This window comes from Acinetobacter sp. ANC 4910 (genome assembly GCF_004331035.1).
Classification (GTDB): Bacteria; Pseudomonadota; Gammaproteobacteria; order Pseudomonadales; family Moraxellaceae; genus Acinetobacter.
In genome coordinates, this window is record NZ_SJNT01000002.1 from 24756 (window position 1) to 49673 (window position 24918).

At 40.5% G+C, this 24918-nt stretch carries 21 protein-coding genes and 1 tRNA gene; 12 read left to right on the top strand and 10 right to left on the bottom strand.

The annotated features are described in order from the left end of the window. The first annotated feature begins 299 nt into the window (after nt 1-299). Nucleotides 300-1031 (top strand): hypothetical protein, encoded by a 732-nt coding sequence (locus E0H82_RS01925; RefSeq protein WP_131262756.1) that lies wholly within the window; start codon nt 300-302, stop codon nt 1029-1031. A 40-nt stretch (nt 1032-1071) separates the two neighbouring features. On the opposite strand, the gene E0H82_RS01930 is transcribed toward E0H82_RS01925, so the two are convergent. After that, entirely contained in the window at nt 1072-2856 is a 1785-nt protein-coding gene (locus tag E0H82_RS01930) for an alkaline phosphatase D family protein (RefSeq protein WP_131262757.1), read from the bottom strand. A 209-nt stretch (nt 2857-3065) separates the two neighbouring features. Between E0H82_RS01930 and E0H82_RS01935 the strand changes: the two genes are divergently transcribed. Further along, nucleotides 3066-3151 (top strand) — tRNA-Leu (locus E0H82_RS01935). 85 nt (nt 3152-3236) lie between these two features. Here E0H82_RS01935 and E0H82_RS01940 read toward each other — a convergent pair. From E0H82_RS01940 to rlmE, 5 genes are all read right to left on the bottom strand, one after another. Continuing rightward, a complete protein-coding gene (locus E0H82_RS01940; protein ID WP_131262758.1) occupies nt 3237-3551 on the bottom strand; it encodes a DUF5713 family protein in 315 nt (104 codons plus the stop codon). Nucleotides 3552-3673: 122 nt separating this feature from the next. Then, entirely contained in the window at nt 3674-5266 is a 1593-nt protein-coding gene (locus tag E0H82_RS01945; RefSeq protein WP_416224486.1) for a vWA domain-containing protein, read from the bottom strand. A 132-nt stretch (nt 5267-5398) separates the two neighbouring features. Further along, nucleotides 5399-6250, bottom strand: coding sequence for a dihydropteroate synthase (gene folP, locus E0H82_RS01950; RefSeq protein ID WP_131262760.1), 852 nt, complete (start codon nt 6248-6250; stop codon nt 5399-5401). Nucleotides 6251-6393: 143 nt separating this feature from the next. After that, entirely contained in the window at nt 6394-8283 is a 1890-nt protein-coding gene (gene ftsH / locus E0H82_RS01955; RefSeq protein WP_131262761.1) for an ATP-dependent zinc metalloprotease FtsH, read from the bottom strand. Between the two features lie 136 nt (nt 8284-8419). Then, the gene (gene rlmE / locus E0H82_RS01960; RefSeq protein WP_116760358.1) at nt 8420-9070 is read right to left on the bottom strand and encodes a 23S rRNA (uridine(2552)-2'-O)-methyltransferase RlmE; all 651 of its coding nucleotides are present in this window, start codon (nt 9068-9070) and stop codon (nt 8420-8422) included. 185 nt (nt 9071-9255) lie between these two features. Between rlmE and E0H82_RS01965 the strand changes: the two genes are divergently transcribed. Together E0H82_RS01965 and E0H82_RS01970 are read left to right on the top strand one after the other, a co-directional pair. Continuing rightward, nucleotides 9256-9579: a YhbY family RNA-binding protein gene (locus tag E0H82_RS01965; protein ID WP_116760356.1), complete on the top strand. Its 324-nt coding sequence runs from the start codon at nt 9256-9258 to the stop codon at nt 9577-9579. A gap of 9 nt (nt 9580-9588) precedes the next feature. Continuing rightward, nucleotides 9589-10128 (top strand): DOMON-like domain-containing protein, encoded by a 540-nt coding sequence (locus tag E0H82_RS01970; RefSeq protein WP_131262762.1) that lies wholly within the window; start codon nt 9589-9591, stop codon nt 10126-10128. Nucleotides 10129-10194: 66 nt separating this feature from the next. Here the strand turns inward: E0H82_RS01970 and E0H82_RS01975 are convergent, their stop codons facing one another. Next, nucleotides 10195-10650, bottom strand: a complete 456-nt coding sequence (locus E0H82_RS01975) for a hypothetical protein (protein ID WP_131262763.1) — start codon at nt 10648-10650, stop codon at nt 10195-10197. 308 nt (nt 10651-10958) lie between these two features. Between E0H82_RS01975 and carA the strand changes: the two genes are divergently transcribed. From carA to E0H82_RS02005, 5 genes are all read left to right on the top strand, one after another. Next, entirely contained in the window at nt 10959-12101 is a 1143-nt protein-coding gene (carA, locus tag E0H82_RS01980) for a glutamine-hydrolyzing carbamoyl-phosphate synthase small subunit (protein WP_116760350.1), read from the top strand. A 14-nt stretch (nt 12102-12115) separates the two neighbouring features. Beyond that, complete coding sequence (gene carB, locus E0H82_RS01985) at nt 12116-15349, top strand: carbamoyl-phosphate synthase large subunit (protein WP_131262764.1); 3234 nt, start codon at nt 12116-12118, stop codon at nt 15347-15349. A gap of 94 nt (nt 15350-15443) precedes the next feature. Then, a complete protein-coding gene (gene greA, locus E0H82_RS01990; RefSeq protein WP_116760346.1) occupies nt 15444-15920 on the top strand; it encodes a transcription elongation factor GreA in 477 nt (158 codons plus the stop codon). A gap of 424 nt (nt 15921-16344) precedes the next feature. Next, on the top strand, nt 16345-16971 hold the full coding sequence (locus E0H82_RS02000; RefSeq protein ID WP_131262765.1) for a CatB-related O-acetyltransferase: 627 nt from the start codon (nt 16345-16347) through the stop codon (nt 16969-16971). A 343-nt stretch (nt 16972-17314) separates the two neighbouring features. Continuing rightward, a complete protein-coding gene (locus E0H82_RS02005; RefSeq protein ID WP_131262766.1) occupies nt 17315-17755 on the top strand; it encodes a universal stress protein in 441 nt (146 codons plus the stop codon). Between the two features lie 54 nt (nt 17756-17809). Here E0H82_RS02005 and E0H82_RS02010 read toward each other — a convergent pair whose 3' ends face one another. Together E0H82_RS02010 and E0H82_RS02015 are read right to left on the bottom strand one after the other, a co-directional pair. Further along, on the bottom strand, nt 17810-18154 hold the full coding sequence (locus E0H82_RS02010) for an MGMT family protein (protein WP_131262767.1): 345 nt from the start codon (nt 18152-18154) through the stop codon (nt 17810-17812). A 30-nt stretch (nt 18155-18184) separates the two neighbouring features. Then, complete coding sequence (locus E0H82_RS02015) at nt 18185-19684, bottom strand: cation:proton antiporter (protein WP_131262768.1); 1500 nt, start codon at nt 19682-19684, stop codon at nt 18185-18187. A gap of 245 nt (nt 19685-19929) precedes the next feature. Here E0H82_RS02015 and E0H82_RS02020 point away from each other — a divergent pair, with 245 nt between their 5' ends. Next, nucleotides 19930-20487 carry a hypothetical protein gene (locus E0H82_RS02020; protein WP_131262769.1) on the top strand — a complete coding sequence of 186 codons (558 nt, stop codon included), beginning with the start codon at nt 19930-19932 and terminating at the stop codon, nt 20485-20487. A gap of 70 nt (nt 20488-20557) precedes the next feature. Here E0H82_RS02020 and E0H82_RS02025 read toward each other — a convergent pair whose 3' ends face one another. Next, complete coding sequence (locus E0H82_RS02025; RefSeq protein WP_131262770.1) at nt 20558-21775, bottom strand: multidrug effflux MFS transporter; 1218 nt, start codon at nt 21773-21775, stop codon at nt 20558-20560. Nucleotides 21776-21915: 140 nt separating this feature from the next. Here E0H82_RS02025 and yccS point away from each other — a divergent pair, with 140 nt between their 5' ends. Further along, on the top strand, nt 21916-24090 hold the full coding sequence (yccS, locus tag E0H82_RS02030) for a YccS family putative transporter (protein WP_131262771.1): 2175 nt from the start codon (nt 21916-21918) through the stop codon (nt 24088-24090). A gap of 160 nt (nt 24091-24250) precedes the next feature. Then, entirely contained in the window at nt 24251-24811 is a 561-nt protein-coding gene (locus E0H82_RS02035; protein WP_131262772.1) for an SdpI family protein, read from the top strand. Nucleotides 24812-24918: the final 107 nt, after the last annotated feature.

A 24918-nucleotide genomic window follows, 5' to 3' on the forward strand; every position in this document is an offset into this window, starting at 1 on the left:
CCTGCAAAAATAATAGCTCAAGGCTTAGAAGCAATCTACCCATATCTGATAGCCACGAAATAACAAACAAAACAAAAAAAGCAACTCTTAAAATTTATATAAATTATGTAATGGCATAGCGGTAGTTTTCATAAAACCTTCAACTGATCTCAGTTTTTAAATATGCTATCTACAGGCAAGGTTATGTCACGATTCTATTTCACAATCAAATTTTATACTCTTCTAATCGATTTTAAGATCATTTAAACAAAAAGTGTATTTCTGATTTATAATGCCGTAACTTTCAAGTACGCATTTTTATGGTCAGTGATAAGCAGGCAGCACTTTTTTTAAAGCCGTTACAAATGCAGTATCCCGCAGCATTTAAACGTAACTTTGTATTTTACGGCATGCTCAAAACCAAAGGTTTAATGGATGAAATCAAAGAATTTATTCCTTGGATCTTAGCCATTATGATTTTTGTTTCCCTGTCCTTCAGCTTAGGACATTATTTCGAAATATATTTTCCTCGCTTTACCACCTTTCAAGCGCATGGCTTTGCTGTATTGTGCTTTATGTTGTTATTTATGCTGTATGTTCCGATTGTACTCAAACAAATGAAACACAGCTCAAGCTCCTGTTATGAACAGCAACAACATGCACCGATTAAAATTGCAGCATTAATTATTCTACAAGCAATTAATATCGCATTTATTGAAAGTACTTTTTTGCAAATTGTACTGTTTTTCTTTGCTATGGGTTTTGGCTTTGTGAAATTTTATAAAGAAAATCTTTTTCGTAATAGCGCAACTCATGTTGGATTGTATTACCTGCAAGAATTAAGACGTTTTAACTTCTGGAGTTATAAACAGACGCTTAAACTAAAATTTCAACTAAAATTCACTGGAAAAGATACTGAAAAATATCAGCAAAAAACTAAACAATTACAGCACTTTCATGCTTTGCATTTAAAATCTATGCATATGGAACAACAACTTTGCCAAACACATAAACATCAAGATTTAGAAAATTATCTGGATAGCTTGATGTAATAAAAAACTGGGACTTTCCCAGTTTTTTATTTTATTGCAGTTATGCTGATTGTGGTAAGGATTCCAACACTTGTAGCTGTGAATTGAATATCAATTGATATCCTCTGGTTTCATCGACCACATAATTTTTTTCCTTGATACTATCAACAAAGATCCAATCAGCTTGCATGTTCTGCTCAGTAAAACTCACCAACAGATAGCCGCGCTGATTCAAATTACAATAAGCTAAATCGTTAATGAGTGTTTGAAAGGCATATTCAAATTGCTGCAATTGCACCAAAGGAATATTCAAATATTTTTCCAAACCAGGCGAAGACACAGAGCTCGTCGCCAATTCGACACCAACCACGTCTTGATCCTTGCTCAGCAACTCAGAATACCATGCATTATGCGTATCCCCAGCCAAGACCACTACTTTCTTATTCAATGCCTTGAGCGTTGCATACAACACTTCTCGCTCATAATAATAGCCATCCCATGCATCCAAATTATAGGGTGCTAGCGTATTTACCCGCGCCTTTTCCAAATCTGTCAATGTAGGATCAGCTGCTTCTAAGCGCAAATTAATTGTCACCAACTCTGTAATTTGAGTATTCATTTTTGTGAGTGTTTCAGCACTGACAGAGCCACTGCTAATTTCTGCCAAAGATAATAACAACTCGGCAGGAATAAACATTTTTGACATTAGAATTTGCTGCCCCAACACATTCCACTTTGCATTGCTTTGCATCATTTTTTGTAACAACCAATCACGTTGTTCATAGCCAAGTAAGGTTCGGTCTTGTGCCAACAAATCTTGCTGAAACTGCACCGTATTTAAGCCCTGAGCCGTCATATAATTGGCATAATCCAATTGCTGATCACGTGCAATAATTCGAGTGTCCAACATGGTGAGCTGTACCAATGAACCAAAATCAAACTGACGATAGATATGTAAATGATCATCCTCTGAAACAGGGCGAATAGGCATCCACTCAAAATAAGCTTGCAAGGCTGCCAATTTACGCTCTGAGAACTTACCTTCATTTTGTGCCTGAGCTGTCATCTCAGTATGGTTTTCCGCGCCATTTTGCCATGTATCATTGGCAAGCTCATGGTCATCCCAAATCACAATAAAAGGATGTCGCTGATGCAACGCTTGTAAATCAGCATCTTGACGATACAAAGCATAACGTTTGCGATAATCTTCCAAGCTCAATATTTCTTGCTGATTATCAGCTGCCAATAAGCGTCCTAACTTTTCCGAATCTTCAGTCGCATAACCATTTTGACCGTATTCATAAATATAGTCTCCAAGATGCAGCACCACATCAACATCTTGTTTAGCCATTTCACGATAGACATAAAAATAGCCCGCAGGATAGTTTGAACAAGAACAGACGGCTAATTTCACCTGATTGGTTTGCGACGGCAAGGTTTTGGTTTGCCCAATCGGTGAAACTTTTTGCCCAAAGCGGAAGCGATAGAAATAACGCTGCTGTGCCTGTAAGCCAGTAACATCTACTTTTACGGTAAAGTCTTGTGCTGGGCTTGTTTGCACTTTACCTGAGGTTTTAATTTGAGTAAATTGCACATCTAGAGCAACTTCCCAAACAATTTCTAAGCGAGCTTGCACATCACTAGGTGTGACACGTGTCCAAATAATCACTCGGTCTTGTAAAGGGTCACCACTGGCAACCCCATGCTCAAATTGAACATTCTCGCTCGAACCTAAAGAATTATCCGAGTCATCACCACAAGCAGTGAGTGTAATAGGTAAAGATACAGCACCCAAACCTGCTAAAGTTTTTTGAATGAGTTCACGGCGCGTTACAGTTTTTGTCATTTTTTTAATCCACTACAAACGTGAGTTAAAAATAGACAATAAATATTTAATAATGATCTCAATTACATGACCAGATGATGACAATAAAAACCAGATTCATGTTGAAATTGTGATTTTTTAATCACAAACACCTGAATTGTCTGAAAATAAAGCAAACACAAAGAAATAGTCTTGCAAAGAATAAATTCGTACTCTATTATTGCGCTCATGCCCGGGTGGTGAAATAGGTAGACACAGGGGATTTAAAATCCCCCGCCCTCAAAGCGTGCCGGTTCGAGTCCGGCCCCGGGCACCATTTTAATACTTCTTAAAATGGTGCAATAAAGAATCCAGCGAATGCTGGTTTTTTTTATGTCTAAAATAAATAAAAAAAGAGAGTGTTACCACTCTCGATTTACAATCAACTCTTCCATTTCTACATCGAAATGGCCATGCTCTTGCACCACCATCATCATCGCTTCCGCAATATAATCCGCAGCGGTATCATCCAAAGATGAATCCAAATCTTCAAACTGTGGTTTCATTGCATTAATTGCCACCACTGTTTCATTAGCAAAACGATAAATTTCTGCTGTGCTCTCTTTGACCTTCGCGACTTTCTTCGCAAATTGCACAATGTACTGTTGTACTTCAGCCACCAATACATCTGGGTAATAATCATCGTCAAACATTGGGAGAAGTAAATCTGCAAACATACAGCAACTCAAAACTACTTATAAACGCGAGCCTATATAGCACAAAGATGAACATTTACCAAATAAAAAATGGGCAGTATAAATCCTGCCCATTTATCTAAATATAAAAATAACGTGAATTCTTAGAGTTTTACAGGCTCGGCACTTAAGCTTTTCGCTGTTTTCACCAAATCTAAAAATTCTGCACGCAAGCCAAATTCATCTGGTTGAGCTGCACTTTGGGCCAATTTAAAAATATCATCCCACTTCATATTGGCATTATATTGCCCACCACGTAACTGCTGTGCGTAGGATGCAACCGCAATAGCAAAGCGAGTATCTGAAGACGATTGTGCCAATGCTAGACTGCGTGCTGGGACAGGTTGACTCAATAAAACACTTTGACTTTGTTTTGGTTGTTTATAACGGACGTTCACATAAGCATATTCTTGTTTATTGGCTTTAGATGAATTGATTGGCGCTTGATAACGTGATTCATTCAACCAACCTTTCTGCCCTACAGGAATAATTTCATATAAGGCTGTGACAGTATGTCCCGCACCAATATCTCCCGCATCGACACGATCATTATTAAAATCTTCATTGTTTAATACACGATTCTCATAGCCAATTAAACGGTATTCTTTAACTGTAGATGGATTAAATTCCACTTGGATTTTTACATCTTGAGCAACCGTTGCTAATGTCGAACTCAGTTGTCGCTGCAATACTTTTTTTGCTTCACGCTCATTGTCGATATAACTATAGTTACCATCGCCTGCATCAGCCAATTGTTCCATCAACTGTTCATCATAATTACCCGTTCCAAAACCGAATGTAGAGAAAGAAATCCCTGACTTTCGTTTCTCAGCAATCATCCCTTTTAAGGTTTCAAAATTGGTAATTCCTACATTAAAATCACCATCCGTTGCAATCAAAATACGGTTAATGCCCCCCTGAACATAAGATTTTTGTGCTTGTTCATAGGCCAATTGAATTGCCCGCTCTCCTGAAGTTGCCCCACCTGCTTTTAATTGGTGAATGACTTTTAAAATTTTATCCTTGTCTGCACCAGAAGTCGGTGCCAATGCCAAATCTTCACCACTGGCATACGTCACAATGGTAACTTTATCTTGTGGGCGCAATTGCTCAGTGAGTAATGTTAAAGTCTTTTTGACCAAAGGCAGTTTATTGTCCTCATCCATACTGCCCGAAACATCCACCAAAAATACCAGATTGGCGGGTGGTAATTGCTTTATTTCCAAATCTTTAGCTTTAATACCAATTTTGATAATTTTGGCATTCTGCTGCCACGGTGAATTCACCACCTCCGTATTCACAGAAAATGGGTGCTGACCCGTTGGATTTGGGTAGTGATAGTTAAAGTAGTTCAGCATTTCTTCAATTCGAACCGCGTCCACAGGTGGCAACTGCCCTTCATGTGTCAGAAAACGCCTGACATTACTATAACTGCCCGTGTCCACATCAACACTAAAAGTCGAGATGGGCTGTTGTGCAACGGCATGCACTGGATTCGTCTCAATTTTTTGATAATTTTCAGTATTCTCAATAGGTTGGGGCATACTTTCATAAGCATTTACCATTGATGGTGCCGGCATCCCCACTTCCACAGCTGCCATTTTGCTCATAGACATCTGTTGACCAGGCATTTGCCCACAAGCCACCAACAATAAACCACTCATGCTCACAACTAGAGATTTAGGTTTCACAATCATAATCATTCCCGTGTTATTTTAATTTCAAACATTCAATAAATTTTTGTATATCTTTACAGCACATGTACTGCGTAATAATCAGAAAAACAAAATGGACAATCTCTTTATTCCCTTAAAGAACTCAATCAATAGCTAAGCCTGCTGCATGGCTTGCCAGACTTTAATCGCATCGGACATTGCTTTAACATCATGTGCACGTACCATACATGCCCCTTGCTGAATACTCAGTAAATGTGCAGCAACTGAACCTACTGCTCGCTGCCCTGCGTCAGCTCCTCCTAATGCTTCACCAATAAAACGCTTACGTGACAATGCCGATAGAATTGGATACCCCATTGCATTCAACTTCCAAAACTCTTTGAGCAGTTTAAGGTTTTGCTGGGCATTTTTAGCAAAACCAAAACCCGGATCAATCAGAATATATTCTGGCTTAACCCCAGCAACCAATGCATCATCAACTCGTTGCTGCAATTCAGCTATCACATCTTCCGTGACATCTTGGTATTGATCCAGATTATTCATCGTAGTTGGCTCACCACGCATGTGCATAATAATAATGGGTATATCGAGTTCAGCAGCAGTTTGAAGGGCTTGTGGTCGAGTTAATGCACGGACATCATTCCAAATATGTGCTCCTGCCGCCACAGCTGCACGTATCACCTCTGGTTCAGAAGTATCAATTGAAATAATCACATCATGCTGTGCAAGTGCTTCCACCACAGGAATCACTCGTCGAATTTCTTCCCCGATCTCAACCACAGATGCTCCTGGTCGCGTAGATTCCCCACCAACATCAATTACAGTTGCACCCTCAATGACCATCTGTAATGCACGCGCAACAGCCGCATCCTTGGTGTTATGTAATCCACCATCACTAAAAGAATCAGGCGTAACATTCAAAATCCCCATTACATGTGGTTGTGACAAATCTAAACTTAAACGACCACATACTAAAACTCGATTGGGTAAGGGCATAATTTGCATGAAAACACTCCTGAAACAAGTGCTATTAGTGTAGCAATTCAATGCTCTCTCTGGCTGAAAAATTTTTAACCCAAACATCACCTTAAAAGCATCAGCACAAAAAAAGAGCCTCATGTAGAGACTCTTTTCATTGACGTTTAAACTTAACTTGCTGGTAATGGTGGTGGAGTAGATGGACCATTGGCTGGTGTCACATCAATCACAGGATTCTCAGCCACATACACTTTAGGTGGTTGTGGCTCGCGACCTTCCATAATGTCACGGATCTGATCACGATCAATCGTTTCCCATTCCATCAAAGCTTTTACCATGGCATGTGCAATATCTTTGTTATTTTCTAAGACTTCACGTGCCACACGGTACTGCTCATCCAAAATACGACGTACTTCTTCATCTACTTTTTGCTGTGTAGCTTCAGAAATGGTACGGCTACCAACATTACCGAAGAAACCATTTTGGTTTTCATCTTCATAAACCATTACACCCAATCTGTCCGACATACCATATTTGGTCACCATCGCACGTGCCATTTTGGTTGCACGCTCGAAGTCATTCGAAGCACCAGTTGACTGTTGATTAATAAAGATTTCTTCTGCAATACGACCACCAAACAAAATTGAAAGTTCATTCAACATCTTGTCTTTATAGTGGCTAATTTGATCTTGTTCAGGCAACTGCCAAGTTACACCCAATGCCCAACCTCGTGGCATGATTGTAACTTTATGTACAGGGTCTGTGCCTGGCAAAATTTCTGCAACAATGGCATGACCTGCTTCATGGTAAGCCGTTGCACGACGCTCTTCTTCACGTAGAACCATCGATTTACGCTCTGGTCCCATGTAAATTTTGTCTTTCGCATCTTCAAAGTCATGCATATCAACCGTGTTTTTATTACGGCGAGCAGCAAACAATGCAGCTTCATTTACCAAGTTTGCCAATTGTGCACCGGAGAAACCAGGCGTACCACGTGCAAGAACTTTCAGATCTACACCAGTCACCGACGGCAATTTCTTCAAGTGAACATTTAAAATTTGCTCACGACCTTTAATGTCTGGAAGACCCACCATGACTTGGCGGTCAAAACGACCTGGTCGTAGCAATGCTTTATCCAATACATCTGCACGGTTGGTTGCAGCAATGACGATAATACCTTCATTACCTTCAAAACCATCCATTTCTACCAGCATCTGGTTTAAGGTTTGCTCACGCTCATCGTGACCACCACCTGTACCCGAACCACGATGGCGACCTACCGCATCAATCTCATCAATGAAAATGATACATGGCGCATGACGTTTAGCTTGTTCGAACATATCACGGACACGTGATGCACCAACACCCACAAACATCTCAACGAAGTCAGAACCAGAAATACTAAAGAAAGGAACTTTCGCTTCACCCGCAATGGCTTTTGCGAGCAAAGTTTTACCTGTACCTGGTGGACCCACCATCAAAACGCCTTTCGGAATAGTTGCACCTAGACGTTTAAACTTCGCAGGATCTTTCAAGAAGTCTACAATTTCAACTACTTCTTGCTTTGCTTCATCACAGCCCGCTACATCAGTAAATGTAATTTTAATTTGGTCTTCAGAAAGCATTTTCGCTTTTGACTTACCAAAACTCATCGGGCCGTTTTTACCACCTGCTCCGCCACCCATGTTGCGCATAAAGAACATGAATAACAAAATGATTAAAAGTACAGGGAAGCTTGCAATCAGAAGTTGCATCAACAAACCTTGACGTTGTGGTGCAGTTCCTTCAACGACAACATTGTTTTTAATCAGGCTAGGCATCAATTCAGGATCTTGCACCGCTGGACGGATACTTTCAAATTCAGATCCATTTGATTTAGTGCCACTAATTCTTTCACCATCAATTGTGACTTGCTTAATTTGACCAGCATTCACCGCTGTAACGAACTCTGAATAGTTCATTGCAGTTGGCTTATCACGGTCACTGATGTTGCTGAAAATTAAAATCAGCACACCCAGTATAATGAGCCACAACACGGCATTCTTGAAGAGATCGCTCAAAGCTTTATTCCCATATCAATCTAATTTGATCATGCCCAAGGATGGGTGACCTTAATAATGTAAGCTGTAAACCCAGCTGTTCAATAATGTAAAAAAGTACAAAATGCACAATTTTTAACGAGTTGGCAAGTAAACTTTACTTCAAAGCCTTCTTGCGCCCTTGGCCGATTAAAAAAACTTCTTTCGAACGAGCACGTGATGCAGCCGGCTTAGCCGTCTTCAGCACGTCAAAACTATCGACCACTTGTTTACGGAATTCGTCAAATCCAGTGCCTTGGAAAACTTTCACCACAAACTGCCCTTTCGGTCCTAAAACTTTATTGGCAAAATCAAGTGCAAGTTCACAAAGGTAAATTTGACGAGGTTGATCTACAGCCTTATTACCTGATGTATTGGGGGCCATATCTGAAATTACAACGTCAACAACGCGCCCATTTAAAATATTTAACAATTTTTCGAAGACTTCTTCCTCACGAAAGTCGCCTTGTAAAAAAGTCACATCTGGTAAAGCATCCATTTCTAAAATATCAGATGCAATGACTAAACCTTTGTCACCGACCAGTTTTCCTGCGATTTGAGACCAACTCCCTGGAGCAGCTCCCAAATCCACCACGGTCATACCGGGCTTAATAATTTTATATTTTTCTTGAATTTCCAACAACTTATAAGCAGCACGTGCTCGATAACCTTCCTTTTGCGCTTTTTTCACGAAAGGATCATCAAGATGTTCTCTCATCCACGCACGACTACTTTGGGATAATTTTTGGTTGGTAATGCGTGTTGCCATAACTCTCTATGCGTATAAAAACTTCTAATTTTTTATTGTACGTGAAAAACCAAGTGCTTGCAGTATACATCTGTATCTAAATCGACTTTATCCTGCTGTTTTTTTCAATCAACAAGATCGATTATTTCAACCGCTTTAACTCAATTTTGCTATACTAGGTCGTTTTTAAAATTAGGTTATCTTTCATGGCGGCTCTATCTATTCAGGAACGCAAGCGTTTACGTCAAATTGGTCATGCACTTAATCCTGTAGTAATGATTGGTGGTCAAGGTTTGACTGAAAATGTCGTTGAGGAAACTACTCGTGCATTAAATGATCACGAACTTATCAAAGTTAAGATTGCTGGTGAAGATCGTGAAGCACGTGTAGCGGCTATTGCTGAAATCTCGGAAGTGACAGGTGCTGAAGTTGTACAGACAATTGGTAAAATTGCCCTGCTTTATAAAAAAGCAAAGCAACAAAATCCAAAACTTTCGAACCTTGTTCGCCACGCACATTTATCTAAGTAATTTCAATTTATGGCAAGCTACGAGCTCAGTGCATTTGATCGCCGCTTTCAAGCGATTTCAGTGGTCGGCGCGATTGAACAAGTCAGCCCTTTTACTCTAAATGTTGGCTTTTGGATTCGTGACCCGAATCAGTGGATTGAGTGGCCTGCATTGGTTTCCGCTCACCCACGTCAGGATTTTCTTTGGGAAAGCACCTGCTTTGAGATTTTTATTGGCGTGAAAGACGAAGATTTTTATCGTGAAATCAATTTGTCGCCGTCTCAAGCCTGGCAAGTTTATCAATTTGAAGAATATCGCTATCCTGAAGATATGCCACCACATGCTGCGTATGATATTGAGTTAAATCAACTTAAGCGCACGCACTATGGACTGAATGTCAGTTTAGATTTAACCGAATTTATACTGAAACATAAGTTGAAATGGTCTGACTTATTTATTGGTTTAACGGCTGTGCTAAAAACTACTCAAGGTGAACAGTTCTACGCCATGCAGCATAGCAGTCCAAATGCAGACTTCCACAACAAGCGTGATTGGCTACATCAGCTCTAAAGCAATTCGACTCCTCTCCTTTTACAAGGAGAGGTGAAGCTTAAAGGTTTTTACTTACTAACAAGCTCAAGAGATTTCTTTACTTGATACTTTATTCCAAGCTTCAAGCGTATGCTCTTTAGAACGTTTAAAAGTTTCAGTGAGTTGATCTTTATGCTTGACAGAAATCTGACTCACATCATCTTTTAACTCTTTACCAAATTTGCTCAAATCATCAATCACAGCATTGACTTCAGTTTTCACAAAATCTTTAAGCTCGGTTAAATCTTTTTGAGACAGATTTAATTGTGATTTCAAACTGTCGATACGCTGCAATACATCTTCTTTCAACTGACGAATTTGATCTTGCACACTGGCGTTGAGATGTTTCGCTTCTGCCTCAAGCTTTTCTTTACTTTCAACTACGGCTTCAGTGACCTGCTCTGTTGCTTCTTTCGCCACTTGCTCAAGCTTTTCAGTGCTTTCTGCAACGACTTCTTTCAACGCTGGCTTTGGTTTAGTCACTTTTTCTTGTTCAGTCATGATTTTATTCCTGTTGTTATATACACAGCGACAGCTTAGCGTGATTTGATAAAATTTAGATTCTGATTTGTTAGACAATTATTTGTTGTTACATTTTTCTTTTTAAAACTTAAAAACTGCTTTCCTTACAAAATAAAAGTCCTTTATCTTGTTAATTCCATCTTATTGGCATGGACTTTATAAGTAAAGTTGCGTATAGTGCCATGTTAAGTTCAAGCGAGCAGACATAGGGAGGGTAGGTTTTTAGATAGCCTTCCTTTTTTTTCGTCTACTCGCTTTTTTACAGCCTAAATTTCAGGAGCTTTGGTTTGAGCACCCCAGCAATTTTAGCCCTTGCCGATGGTACGATCTTTAAAGGAACGTCTATTGGTGCATCGGGTAGTACGACTGGTGAAGTCGTTTTCAACACTGCCATGACTGGCTATCAAGAAATTTTGACTGACCCGAGTTATGCACAACAACTTGTGACTTTAACTTACCCTCATATCGGTAACACAGGTTGTAATGATGAAGACGCTGAGTCAGGTCGAATTCATAAAGTATGGGCCAACGGATTGATCATTCGTGACCTGCCTTTATTGCATAGCAACTTCCGATCAACGCAATCTTTAGGCGAATACTTAAAAGAACATAATGTTGTCGCAATTGCAGATATTGATACGCGTAAATTAACCCGTATTTTGCGTGATAAAGGTGCGCAAAATGGTTGCATCCTTGCTGGTGAAAATATTACTGAAGAGCAAGCTTTAGAAAAAGCACGTGCTTTCGGTGGTTTAAATGGTTTAGACCTAGCTAAAGAATGCTGTGACCCGACTGGTTTCGAATGGACAGAAGGTTCTTGGGTATTAGGCAAAGGCTTCACACAACCTGAACTTAAATTCCATGTTGTTGCATACGACTACGGTGTCAAAACCAACATCTTACGTATGCTTGCAGACCGCGGTTGTAAACTCACTGTCGTGCCTGCACAAACTCCTGCTGCTGACGTGCTTGCATTGAATCCGGATGGCGTGTTCTTATCGAATGGCCCTGGCGATCCAGCTGCATGTGACTACGCAATTGAAGCTGTAAAAACAATTGTAGAAGACGCTCGCAACCTACCTGTCTTTGGTATTTGCTTGGGTCACCAAATTCTTGCACTTGCCTCAGGTGCAAAAACGGTGAAAATGCCTCATGGCCACCACGGTGCTAACCACCCTGTTCAAAACATGGAAACTGGCATAGTGATGATTACTTCGCAAAACCACGGCTTCGCAGTGGATGCAGAAACACTTCCTGCAAACTTGAAAGCTACGCACAAGTCTTTGTTCGATCAAACTCTTCAAGGGATTCATCGTACAGACAAACCAGCGTTCAGCTTCCAAGGTCACCCTGAAGCAAGCCCTGGTCCGCATGACTGCGCACCATTGTTCGATCATTTCATCGAACTTATCGAAGCATCTAAGAAGTAATTAAGGAAGCGATCATGGCTAAACGTACAGACATTAAAAGTATCTTAATTATTGGTGCAGGTCCGATTGTCATCGGACAGGCATGTGAGTTTGACTACTCAGGTGCGCAAGCGTGTAAGGCTCTTCGTGAAGAAGGCTACCGTGTTATTTTGGTAAACTCTAACCCAGCAACCATTATGACCGACCCTGCTATGGCAGATGCAACTTATATCGAGCCAATCACCTGGCAGACTGTTGCACAAATCATTGAAAAAGAGCGTCCAGATGCTGTCCTTCCAACAATGGGGGGTCAAACAGCCCTGAACTGTGCGCTTGCACTTGATGCCAACGGTATTTTAGAAAAATACAATGTTGAATTGATCGGTGCGAGTAAAGAAGCGATTGAAAAAGCTGAAGACCGTAAACTGTTTGATGAGGCAATGCGTAAAATTGGTCTTGAATGTCCAAAAGCTGCAATTGCTGAAAACATGGAAGAAGCGTTAGCGATTCAAGCACGCTTCGGCTTCCCTGTAATTATCCGTCCATCATTCACCATGGGTGGTTCAGGTGGCGGTATCGCTTATAACAAAGAAGAATTCCTTGAAATCTGTGAACGCGGTTTCGATCTTTCTCCAACCAAACAGTTATTGATTGATGAATCTTTAATTGGTTGGAAAGAATACGAGATGGAAGTTGTTCGTGACAAAAACGACAACTGTATTATCGTTTGTGCGATCGAAAACTTTGACCCAATGGGCGTGCACACAGGTGACTCAATCACTGTTGCTCCTGCACAAACATTGACAGACAAAGAATACCAATTGATGCGTAATGCATCTTTAGCAGTTCTTCGCGAAATTGGCGTTGAAACAGGTGGTTCTAACGTTCAGTTCGGTATTTGCCCAAATACTGGCCGTATGGTCATCATCGAGATGAACCCGCGTGTATCGCGTTCATCTGCACTTGCATCGAAAGCAACAGGTTTCCCGATTGCAAAAATCGCAGCGAAACTGGCTGTCGGTTATACCCTTGATGAATTGAAAAATGACATCACAGGTGGAACCACTCCTGCTTCGTTCGAACCTGCAATTGACTACGTGGTAACAAAAATTCCACGTTTCAACTTCGAAAAATTCCCACAAGCAGACGCAACGCTCACCACTCAGATGAAATCTGTCGGTGAAGTGATGGCGATTGGTCGTAACTTCCAAGAATCTGTAAACAAAGCGCTTCGTGGTCTTGAAGTAGGTGCATGTGGTTTTGATGAAAAAATCGCAGTAGGTACTGAAGGCGCGAAAGAAAAGATATTGGTTGAACTTAAAGTTCCGGGTCCGGAGCGTATTTGGTATGTGGCTGATGCATTCCGTCATGGTTTCACGTTAGAAGATGTGTTCCAAGCGACGAAAATCGATAAATGGTTCTTGATCCAAATCGAAGACATCATCAAAACTGAAAATGAAATCAAAACTTTAGGTTTTGGTGATCTAAACGCAGACAACATCCGTTCATTCAAACGTAAAGGTTTATCTGACCTTCGCATCGCGAACTTGATGGGTATTTCACAAAAGCAATTCCGTAAGCACCGTTGGAACTTGGGCGTGACTCCAGTTTACAAACGTGTAGATACCTGTGCAGCAGAATTCGAATCTGACACTGCATACATGTATTCAACTTACGATGAAGAGTGTGAATCAAACCCATCTGATAAAGATAAGATCATGGTGATCGGCGGCGGTCCTAACCGTATTGGTCAAGGTATCGAATTCGATTACTGCTGTGTACACGCAGCGCTTGCAATGCGTGAAGATGGCTACGAAACCATCATGGTGAACTGTAACCCTGAAACGGTTTCAACCGATTACGACACGTCTGATCGTTTGTACTTCGAACCAATCACTTTGGAAGATGTACTTGAAATCGTACGTACTGAAAAGCCAAAAGGCATTATCGTTCAGTACGGTGGTCAAACGCCGCTTAAATTGGCACGTGCTTTAGAAGAAGCTGGTGCACCAATTATCGGTACATCACCAGATGCGATTGACCGCGCAGAAGACCGTGAACGTTTCCAACAAATGATTCAACGTCTTCAACTTCGTCAACCCAACAACAGCATCGTAAAATCTGCTGAAGAAGGTATGGCTGAAGCATCGAAAGTAGGCTACCCACTTGTAGTACGTCCTTCTTATGTACTCGGTGGTCGTGCGATGGAAATCGTATACAACGACGAAGAGCTTAAACGCTACTTACGTGATGCGGTTCAAGCATCAAATGAAGCGCCTGTTCTACTTGACCGTTTCTTAGATGATGCGATTGAAGTTGATGTAGACTGTGTATCTGACGGTAAAGACGTTGTGATTGGCGGTATTATGCAGCACATTGAACAAGCAGGGATTCACTCAGGTGACTCAGCATGTTCGATTCCTCCATACTCGCTTTCTGATGAAATCCAAGACGAAATGCGTCGTCAAACCGTTGCGATGGCGAAAGAGCTTGGCGTTATTGGTTTAATGAACGTTCAGTTTGCTGTGAAAGGCGAAGACGTTTACATTCTAGAAGTGAATCCACGTGCGTCTCGTACGGTGCCATTCGTATCTAAATGTATCGGTGAGTCTTTAGCGAAAGTCGCTGCACGTTGTATGGCGGGTCAGTCTTTAGAATCTCAAGGATTCACTAAAGAAATTATCCCGACTCACTTCTCTGTAAAAGAAGCAGTGTTCCCATTCAACAAATTCCCGGGTGTTGACCCTATTCTTGGCCCTGAGATGAAATCTACAGGCGAAGTAATGGGCGTAGGTAAAACATTTGGTGAAGCATTCTACAAAGCTGTGTTAGGCTCGAATGAACGCGTACCTGGTCTTCCTACAGAAGGCGAAGTGAAGCATGCATTTATCTCTGTGCGTGATTCTGACAAGCCTCGTGCTGTTGGTATTGCGAAGCAACTGGTAGGCTTTGGCTTCAAAGTACTTGCAACTGGCGGTACTTATGAGTTCATTAAAGCTGCGGGTATTGAGTGTGAACGTGTAAATAAAGTCACTGAAGGCCGTCCTAATATCGTGGACCGCTTGAAAAATGGCGAAGTTCACCTCATTATCAACACAACTGAAGGCAAACAAGCTCAACAAGATTCGTTCTCGATTCGTCGTTCAGCGCTTCAAGCGAAAGTGTATAACACGACGACCTTGAACGGTGCTGATGCTGTATGCCAAGCTTTTGCGATTCAATTGCCAATGGATGTATACCGTTTGCAAGATTTACAACCTGTAGGTTAATTCGTTTACCGAGAAGTCCCGCCACCTCTCGGTGGCGGGCTTTTTTCATTTATAAACCTATATTTTTTTACACTCACAGACTTGAGGGACAACAATGCAACGTTATCCTATGACTCCCCAAGGCAAATTAGCCTTAGAGAAAGAATTACATCAATTAAAAAGTATTGAACGTCCACGTATTATTGCGGCAATTGCTGAAGCACGTGAGCACGGGGATTTGAAAGAAAATGCGGAATACCATGCTGCGCGTGAGCAACAAGGTTTCTGTGAAGGTCGTGTTCAAGACATCGAAGGTAAATTGGGTGCGGCTCAAGTTATCGATGTAAAAGAACTTGAACAGAACGGTCGTGTGGTTTTTGGGGTCACAGTCACGATCGAAAACTTAGATACCGAAGAACAAAAGACCTATATGATCGTGGGCGATGACGAAGCTGATTTCAAAATTAATAAGATTTCTGTCAATTCGCCAATTGCACGTGGTCTTTTAGGTAAAAGCGAAGGCGACGAAGCAAAAATTCAAACGCCAAATGGCGAAGTTGAATACGAAATTGTCAGTGTTGAATACCTTTAATTTTATGTAATTAGAGATTCAAGCCCCTCCGCTGAGGGGCTTTTTTGTACAAAACCTTTTAAGATAAATATAAACATATATTCAAAACGACTACTCAAATAATGGACAATAGAATCATCCAAGCTTTCTACTCCGCAATTGGTGCTGTTTTGCTTGGAATAATGCTTACCTTCACATGGTCAATGTATATTAACAGCAGTACTAACTCAGTGATGATCATCCTGATGACGACCATAATTTCCGCTATTGCCGATTTTCTTTTCCCCAATTTTATCCAACACGGGTTTAAATTATTTTGGAATTTCTTTCGTTAGCACAACATGATCATCCGAATATACCATAAACAACCACATCAAAATTACCCAATAGGGAAACGGCATGTGATCCGCTATAATGCACATCCTCATGCTTTGTGATGTATTTTATGTCTGAACATTTGATTAACTCCCCTGTCAAACACTGGTGTGAATTTGAATTCATCTCAAAGACTGTGAAGAATCCGAATATTCACATTAAAGGGAATTATTCATATTATTCAGCCTATTGGGATCAAGGTTTTGAGCGCTGTGTCGTACGCTATTTACATGACAAGCCGTCGACTCCTGAAAAACCGATTGACCAACTGCATATTGGCAACTTTGTTTGTTTTGGGGCTGAATGCGTGATTATGATGGGTGGGAATCAGCTGCATCGTACCGACTGGATTTCAGCTTTCCCCTTTGATACGCGTAGTTTTGTTCCTTCTGGAGATACCATCATTGGTCATGGCTGCTGGATTGGCAGTCGTGCCATGATTATGCAAGGGGTGACACTGGGCGAAGGTGCTGTGGTTGCGACTGGGGCTGTGGTCACCAAAGATGTGCCACCTTATGCAGTAGTAGGCGGTGTGCCTGCCAAAGTGATTAAGTATCGTTTTCCTGAACAAGACATTGAAAAACTGCTTTCCCTGAAGCTATACGACTTAGATGAAAAGCAGATTTTAAAAATGCGGGAACAATTGCAGACGGATGATGTTGTTGCACTCATACAATACTTCTCAAAGAATGTTTGAGAGAATCCGTTCAATTCAATCATCTAAATATTCAATAAAGTGAGCAGCCTTGATACAACTCATATTATTTTCAATGCCGCTTCTTTTCTCTTACCAATAGCCGTTTCATTTTTATCACAATTTTTACCAGACTTTAGTACAACAACGCATACTTTTTAGACAAAAAACATGCTAAGTTAAGTTATGGAATCGACGGTTTATAAAGCCTTATCCCTATGAAAATACTAGGTTTTATAAAATCAAAATTAGCGTTAGTATAAAAGTATAAACAATAGTTTTGAGTCGCAACTCTCAAATAAAACAGTTTTAAAAAAGATTGTAATGAAAACAAGGAGTAATACAGATGGCTTATCAAAATATTTTAGTCCCAGTTGACGGTTCAGAAACCTCTTTTGCAGCAGTGAAGCAAGCAGCAGAACTTGCCAAAGTATTTGGCAGTAAAATTACAGTTGTGCAAGTACTTGCTTTAGACCCTTATATTGCAGCCGAATATATTACTGCGGCACAGACTAACGATCTGATTGAACGTGCTCGTGCATCAATTGAAGGTACACTTGAAGATGCCAAAGCTAAATTTGGTGCCGAGGGTTTAACTGTTGAAACTCGTTTACTTGAAGGACAAATGATCCATCAGGAAATTCTTAATGCTGCCAAAGAAACCAATGCCGATTTAATTGTGATTGGTTCACATGGTCGTACAGGGCTGAAAAAATTCTTCTTAGGTAGTGTGGCACAAAAAATTCTGGGCGAGACAAGCGTACCCGTATTGGTGGTTCGTCAATAATTTAATCAATCAACTTGGTCTTACATTCATACTCAGCGTTGAGTGTAAGACCCTTTAACCTAGTCTGTAAATTTCTCCATTCCACTGATAGAGCTTCAAATTTACCTTCCCTGCAATAACAGCAATATTTTCTGCTTGTAATTTTACGACCTGAAGATTATCTCCTTGAGGGTCCAATTTACTTAGGCTAATTTTACCTTGTGAATTAATCACTCTATGCCAAGGCAAATGCTGATCTTCAACTTGTTGCAGTACACGCCCAACTAAACGGGCATGTTTAGGTAAACCTGCCATCTGGGCAATTTGTCCATAGGTCGCAACCCTCCCATAAGGAATTAAAGCAACCACTTGCAAAATTAACAGTGCTAATTCTTGGGAAGATGTTTTAGCAATTGGCATTTCTGAGTTTATTCCTAAGCTGAAGATCAATTAGAAGTTACCTGGGCTCTCCAGACGTTTCACTTCTTGGACTTTTTCTGGATTATGCACCGCTGCAACCCCATCATCTGCTTTTACATCCACATATGCATCTGGGTTATAAATGGTGATGGTTTCATTGCCAGTCGCATCTTCCCCAACGATATATTGAAAACCTTTGCGATTCATCTTATGACATAAACGCTGGTACCAACCTTTAAAGCCTTCAGTTTCTTCATCAGGATTGTAATAAAAAGCATTCATCACTGCAGGAAGCCCTAATCCGCAGACCAAACCCGACAAAAGTACGCTTATAAAGGTATATCCAATTAAAATACTGCTGTATTCGCTCAATTGTGGAATATTGGCAACAGCAAGAATTAAAGCCAAGGAAATTCCACCACGTACCCCACCCCAAGAAAGAATTGCTAAACTTCCGTTATAACTTTTGTGTCGAAAACTTGGGAAAAAAGCAAAAGCGAGATAATTGGCTGCAAAACGTGATGCATGCAGAATAATAAAGGCAATAATGCCACCCAAAATCAGACTTACACTTAAATCTAAGATAAAGAGTTCTAGACCAATTAGGGTGAATAAGAACGAATTAATAATCCCTTCAACGGTATGCCAAAAATGATTAACCTCACGGATTTCACGCTCTTGCAGAATCTCTTTCCACCGATTCCCGACAATTAATCCACCAAATACGCAAGCAATCGGTGCGGAAGCATGAGCAAATAGCGCAACCAAATAAGAACCACAGGCAAGCAAAGCGGTAGTTAAAATGAGAGATTCCATTTCATGTTTGCCACGGAGCAATCTGAGAATGGCTAAACCAAAGCCCCAACCAATAATAATCGCAACAACAATTTCATACAGTAAGGTTTGTAGTGTACCGATAAAACTAAAATGCTCACCTTGCAGGACATTGAGTAAGGTCATGAATAAGGCAATACACATTGCATCGTTAAATAAGGATTCGCCTTCTAACTTAACCATTAAATGATGTGGCGCACGAACGGAACTTAACACCCCTTTAATCCCAATCGGATCCGTCGCACCTAAAGCCGCACCCAAAAGCAATAACACCAACAGATCGACATGCTTCCCGACTAAGAATTGATAACCATAGAGTGCCACCCCAAAGAACACGGCACAGAGTACCAATGCAATACTGGCTAAAATACTGATTGGCTTCCAATAACTGCGTAAATCGGACACTTTGAATTTCAAGGCCGAGGAGGTCAGAATAAAACAAATCACCCCATTAATCAGAAAGTCATAAAAGTCGATGTGACGTACAGCATTTTCGATATTATGAATATTGATGGTAATAAACCGATTACCGTTGAGTAAACTTGCTCCCCACTGCAAAATAAAGACAAAAATTGCCGAAACAATGGGCACACCTATCGCTTGTGGGAAACCTAAAATTCGCTTATTAAAAATCGTGGTCGCAATTGATAAGGCAAAAATAACGGTGAAAATTTGAAGAAATAAAAAATTACCCATGCGAGTTCCGATGCTAACCTAGGGGTGAAATCAAGCGAATGAACTCAATGCTTTATGGACTAAATATTGACTTAAACACTGTTTTTTACGTTTTTAGTGTACCGCCTTTTAAAGCTAGCCTCCTAGTTTCGTTAATTTTTTTAACATAAAACTTGTGCAAAATTAAACAAAGCGTTTAGATTGAGTCAATCTTTAAATTACTCCCTTTATTTTGTGCTCTAAACTTTTAGGATATTGGCTCATTTATGCACCAGACCATTAAAACCGTTTTTCGCCTGTGTTTCGCAGCCAGTATTTTTTTAATTACCTTGGCATTGGTCTGGACATGTATTGTCAAAACGTTAGAAATTAAAAATGCCGCTCAAGCTTTGGCTCAAACTCAGCAGTTTGAGCTGAAATCTAGCACAGCTAAACCGTTAGTCTTGGTCACAAACAATCAAAAACCTGACGAATCCGTTTTTATTTTAGTCGCCAATCAAGGGTTTATTGCCAAAATAAGCTGTGAGCATTATGCCCAAGACTTGTGTATCGATGCTGAAAATCAAACTCATCGACGTCAAATTGACTCACTTGGTTTGAAACAAATTGGACAACAACATTATATTCAGCATATTCAATTTCATGACAGCCAAACTCAGAAAGTCAGCCGTTTTAATTATAGTGATGCACAAATCCACACGTTCTTCCAACAGGACATTCAGCAATTAAAGTATGTGGTTTTCGGGATTGCCATCTTTGCGCTGATTGCCTTGTATGTCAGCTACCGTATTTTGCGTAACTTTAAGCAATTTCTACGCAAGTAACTCTTTAATAAATCTTGAAGACAGCCATCATTTGCAATGACAGTGATGGCTGTCCTACTTCAATTCAGACCTATGACTGAACCATTACTTTTTGTGGAGATAAACTAAAGATTGCCAACATCGCGATACTAATAAAGCACAACATTAAAGTCGCCATATTCATCAAATCAGTCCAGACCAAGAAATTCAGAATCACACCACCCAGCAAGCCACAGGCAAATTGCATGCTGCCCATCACGGCACTAGCCGTTCCTGCACGTGCACCCTGTTCTGACATTGCCAATGCCATAGCATTCGGTCCTGTAAAACCAATGCCTGAAACTGCCAAAAACATACCTAAATACACCAGTTCAATCGGTGCATGTTGCAGCATACCTGCAACCACCAAAACCAGTGCACCCGACAACTGAATAAATCCACCAATTTTCAAGCGTGTGAAAACTGAAAGATGCTTACCGAGTTTTTTATTCAAGGTCGATAACAACATAATACCGAAAGCATTGGAACCAAAAGCAATCGCAAAATGTTGCTGATTCAGACCATAGCCATTCATCAGGACGGCTGCAGATGAACTGATATAACAAAACAATACTCCCCCCGAGAAACAGCCTGCTAGCATTGGGATGCGGAAACTACGATCTTGAAAAATAGCCGCATATAACTGAAAAACTTGAGTTAAATTCAAACGTAGACGACGTTCAGGCGCTAAGGTTTCATGAAAGAAGAAATGAATACATAACCAGCAAGCCACACCTATGATCATTAGAAAAACAAAAATGGCAGGCCAATTAAAATAACTGAGTACCAATGCTCCCAGTGTTGGTGCCAAAATTGGAGCAACCCCCATCACAATCATCATACTGGCAAAAGCCTGTGCAGAAGCATTCATATCTAAACGGTCTCGAATCGCAGCTCGTGCAATCACCACCCCTACACATCCCCCAAGTGCTTGTAATACTCTGGCTGCGATGAGTGCCCATTCGTTACTTGCAAGCACACACAATAAACTGGCAACCACATATAGACTTAAACCAAAGTACAGTGGTTTCTTCCGTCCAATCCGATCACTCAATGGTCCATAAATGAGCTGCCCTATGGCAAGCCCCAAAAAATAAGCAGGTAACGTATTTGCCACCATTTGGGTACTAACCCCAAAGTCTTTTGCCATCTGTGGTAAAGCAGGTAAATACATATCAATGGAAAGTGGACCTAAAGCAGTTAATAGGGCCAATAACATGATCCAAGTGGTCGAATAGGTTTTTTTTACGGGAGATGGAGGAGTATTCATATTTAATTTTAACTACGAAGAAACAAGACAAGCTTACACTCTCCATAGTATTATTTCTTGATCAAAAAAGTGAAATTAAATCCTGACTCAAATCTACTTTTTGCATAAAGGTTTGATGTACATCTCTTGAAGGAAACCGCTTGAACACTTGGCTTACTCGTCTGAAGCAAACCACTTATAACACTACTTTTATGTATAACGTACGCATGATTATTGCGTTCTCAGGTACTGCTTTTGTTCCCTACTTTTTAGGGCACCAACTGGCAACCATCCCCCTTACCTTAGGTGTTGTGGCTGCGGGTCTGAGTGACATTGATGACCGCTTCTCGGTGCGTCTTTTAAATTTGGTTTATACCTATATCGGTTTTTTTGTTACAGCAACTTCAATTTATTTTCTTTTTCCACACCCTGTTCTATTTGCAATCGGACTCATTATTTCCTGCATTGGTTTTATTTTATTGGGTTCTTTAGGGCGTCGCTATGCCACCATTTCCTATGGCTGTTTGGTCATTTCCGTGTATTCCATGTTGGGCGTACATTTATTTGATCAATGGTATATGCAACCCTCGCTATTGGTTGCAGGCGCGGCATGGTATGGCTTAATTTCAACCATCAGTTTCTTATTGTTCCCCGTTCGCCAAGTCCAAGACAAATTATCTGAATGTTATTCATCGCTAGGTAACTTCCTGTTTGCAAAATCCAATCTTTTTGATGTCGATATGACGCCACAAAGCTACCAGCAAAGCATGATTGATTTGTCACTTGAAAATGGCAAGTTAGTCGGTATCTTTAACGAAATGAAAACTGCGCTACTCACCCGCCTAAAAGGTGACCGTGGTCAGCGCGATACTCGACGTAGTTTGCAATATTATTTTGTTGCACAAGATATCCATGAACGAGCCGATTCCGCTCACATTGACTATCAAATTCTGACCAAAGTTTTTGAACATAGCGATATCCTGTTTCGCTTTCAACGTATTTTATCTATTCAGGGTAAAGCCTGTAAGGATTTGAGTGAAAGCATTTTATTGCGGAAAAACTATAAACATAACAAACGCTTTAAACATACTTTTCAAAATCTAAAAGTGTCTTTAGAAAAATTGCGGGACGACAACCATTACGATCCGATTTGGATCAATGCCCTGTTCTCCTTATACCAAAACCTGAAGTCAATTGATGCTCAGTTGCGTAATTTGGAAACTGAACAAAACATTGTTTTTGATAAAAGTAAACATATTGAAAACCAGCTGAAGGATGATGATCTTAAAGGTTGGGATGATATTGTCATTCGAATCAAACAGCATCTTACGCCTGAATCCGTTTTATTTCGCCATGCCATTCGACTCTCAATTGTGTTACTGGTCAGCTATATTTTTGTACAAGTAACCCAAATTCAATATGGATACTGGATTATCTTAACTGCTCTGTTTGTTTGCCAACCCAACTTTAATGCCACCAAACGTCGACTCCGCCTACGCGTAATCGGAACCCTAATCGGGATTATCATTGGTGAGGCAGTACTGTACTTTATTCCTTCAATTGAAGGTCAGTTACTGCTGTTGATTTTAAGTGGCGTGTTGTTTTTTGAATTACGCAGTAAACAGTATGCACAAGCGACTGCCTTTATTACCATCTTGGCCTTAATTAATTTTAATTTAGATGGTTTAGGATTTTCGGCAGCCGTACCGCGAATGATTGATACCTTGATTGGTTGTGCCCTCGCATGGCTAGGTGTGACCTTTATTTTTCCAGATTGGAAATTCCGTCGTCTGCCGCATAGTATTCAACGTAGCTTACAAGCTCAATGCACCTATTTAAATGAAGTGATTCAACAATATAAACAAGGTCGAAATAATAGTTTGAATTATCGTGTGGTTAGACGTGCTGCACACAATACGGATGCTGATGTCGCATCCCTTATTTCAACCCTTGCGACCGAACCTGACTTTGACCCTACGCAAAAAAGTCAGGCCTTTGAGTTTCTTTGTCTAAATCATACCTTCTTGAGTTATATCGCTGCACTCGGTGCACATCGTGCCCAAATCACTGACCCTGAAATTCTAAATCTGCTGAATCAAGCACAGGAAGATATTCAAGGCGCATTACTTAAAGACGAAATGCCTGATTTAACAGCGCAAAATATGTTGCAAACCATTCGACAACGCCTTACGCAAGATAAAAAAGAAGATCAATTGTCTTTGATTATTTTGCAGCAATTATCGTTAATGTTCAGCATCTTGCAGCAACTTAGCCACCTCAAGCAAAACTTGAGCAATGAACGTGACGATCAGGCGACCGAGTTTGCACCTTTATAAAAGATATTAAATTCTACACATTACAAATTGGCTTGCGGGACATTAAAAATTTTGCTGTTAAAAAAGCAGCATCTTACCCGCAATACAATGCATTTATAACGTATCAACCCTGTGTATTTAATGCTAAACTTTCTCCAGTTTTAAATTTGCTCTTTTCACTATGACCGCAAAAAATTTATACGCTTACACGCTACAACCTGTGAACTACGAAATCTCTGAAGCCGAGCAGCGTCATGCTCAGTTGGTGATTTGGCGTAGTACCAATAAAATTAGCACCAAAGCATGGATGATTATGGGTGCCATCGTAGCTCTTGCGATTTTGGGCATCATCTTATTAAAAAACTACTCAACCATTTTCTGCTGGGTGGCAATTGTTGGGGTGGCTTTATACCTTGCAATTCGTACTTATGGCTTAGAATGGTATGTTAAACGCAAAATGAATGAATTTCCTGTGCAGGAAATCAAAGGCGTAAAATTGGGTGTACAACCTCACGGTCTCGTGATGCGCCAACAAATGGGCATGCAAGAAGGTGTGGGTGCCATTGGCTGGAAAGACATTTATGAATGGTATAACACGCCAGAATTTATGTTGTTGAACTTTAAAGTGAAAGGTCAACAAGGTGCCTATATTTTACCTAAGCGTATGGACTCGCGTAATTTCTCTTTCGAGACTATTCGCAAACATCTAAATGAGTCTGTAGGCGAAGCGAAGAAAATCTAAGCAGCCGAATGCAAGAAAAGCCTTCTGAAATATGAAGGCTTTTTTACGAAACAAATTAAAAATGATAATGAGAATAAATATTATCCTCAAAATCCACATTATCTTCT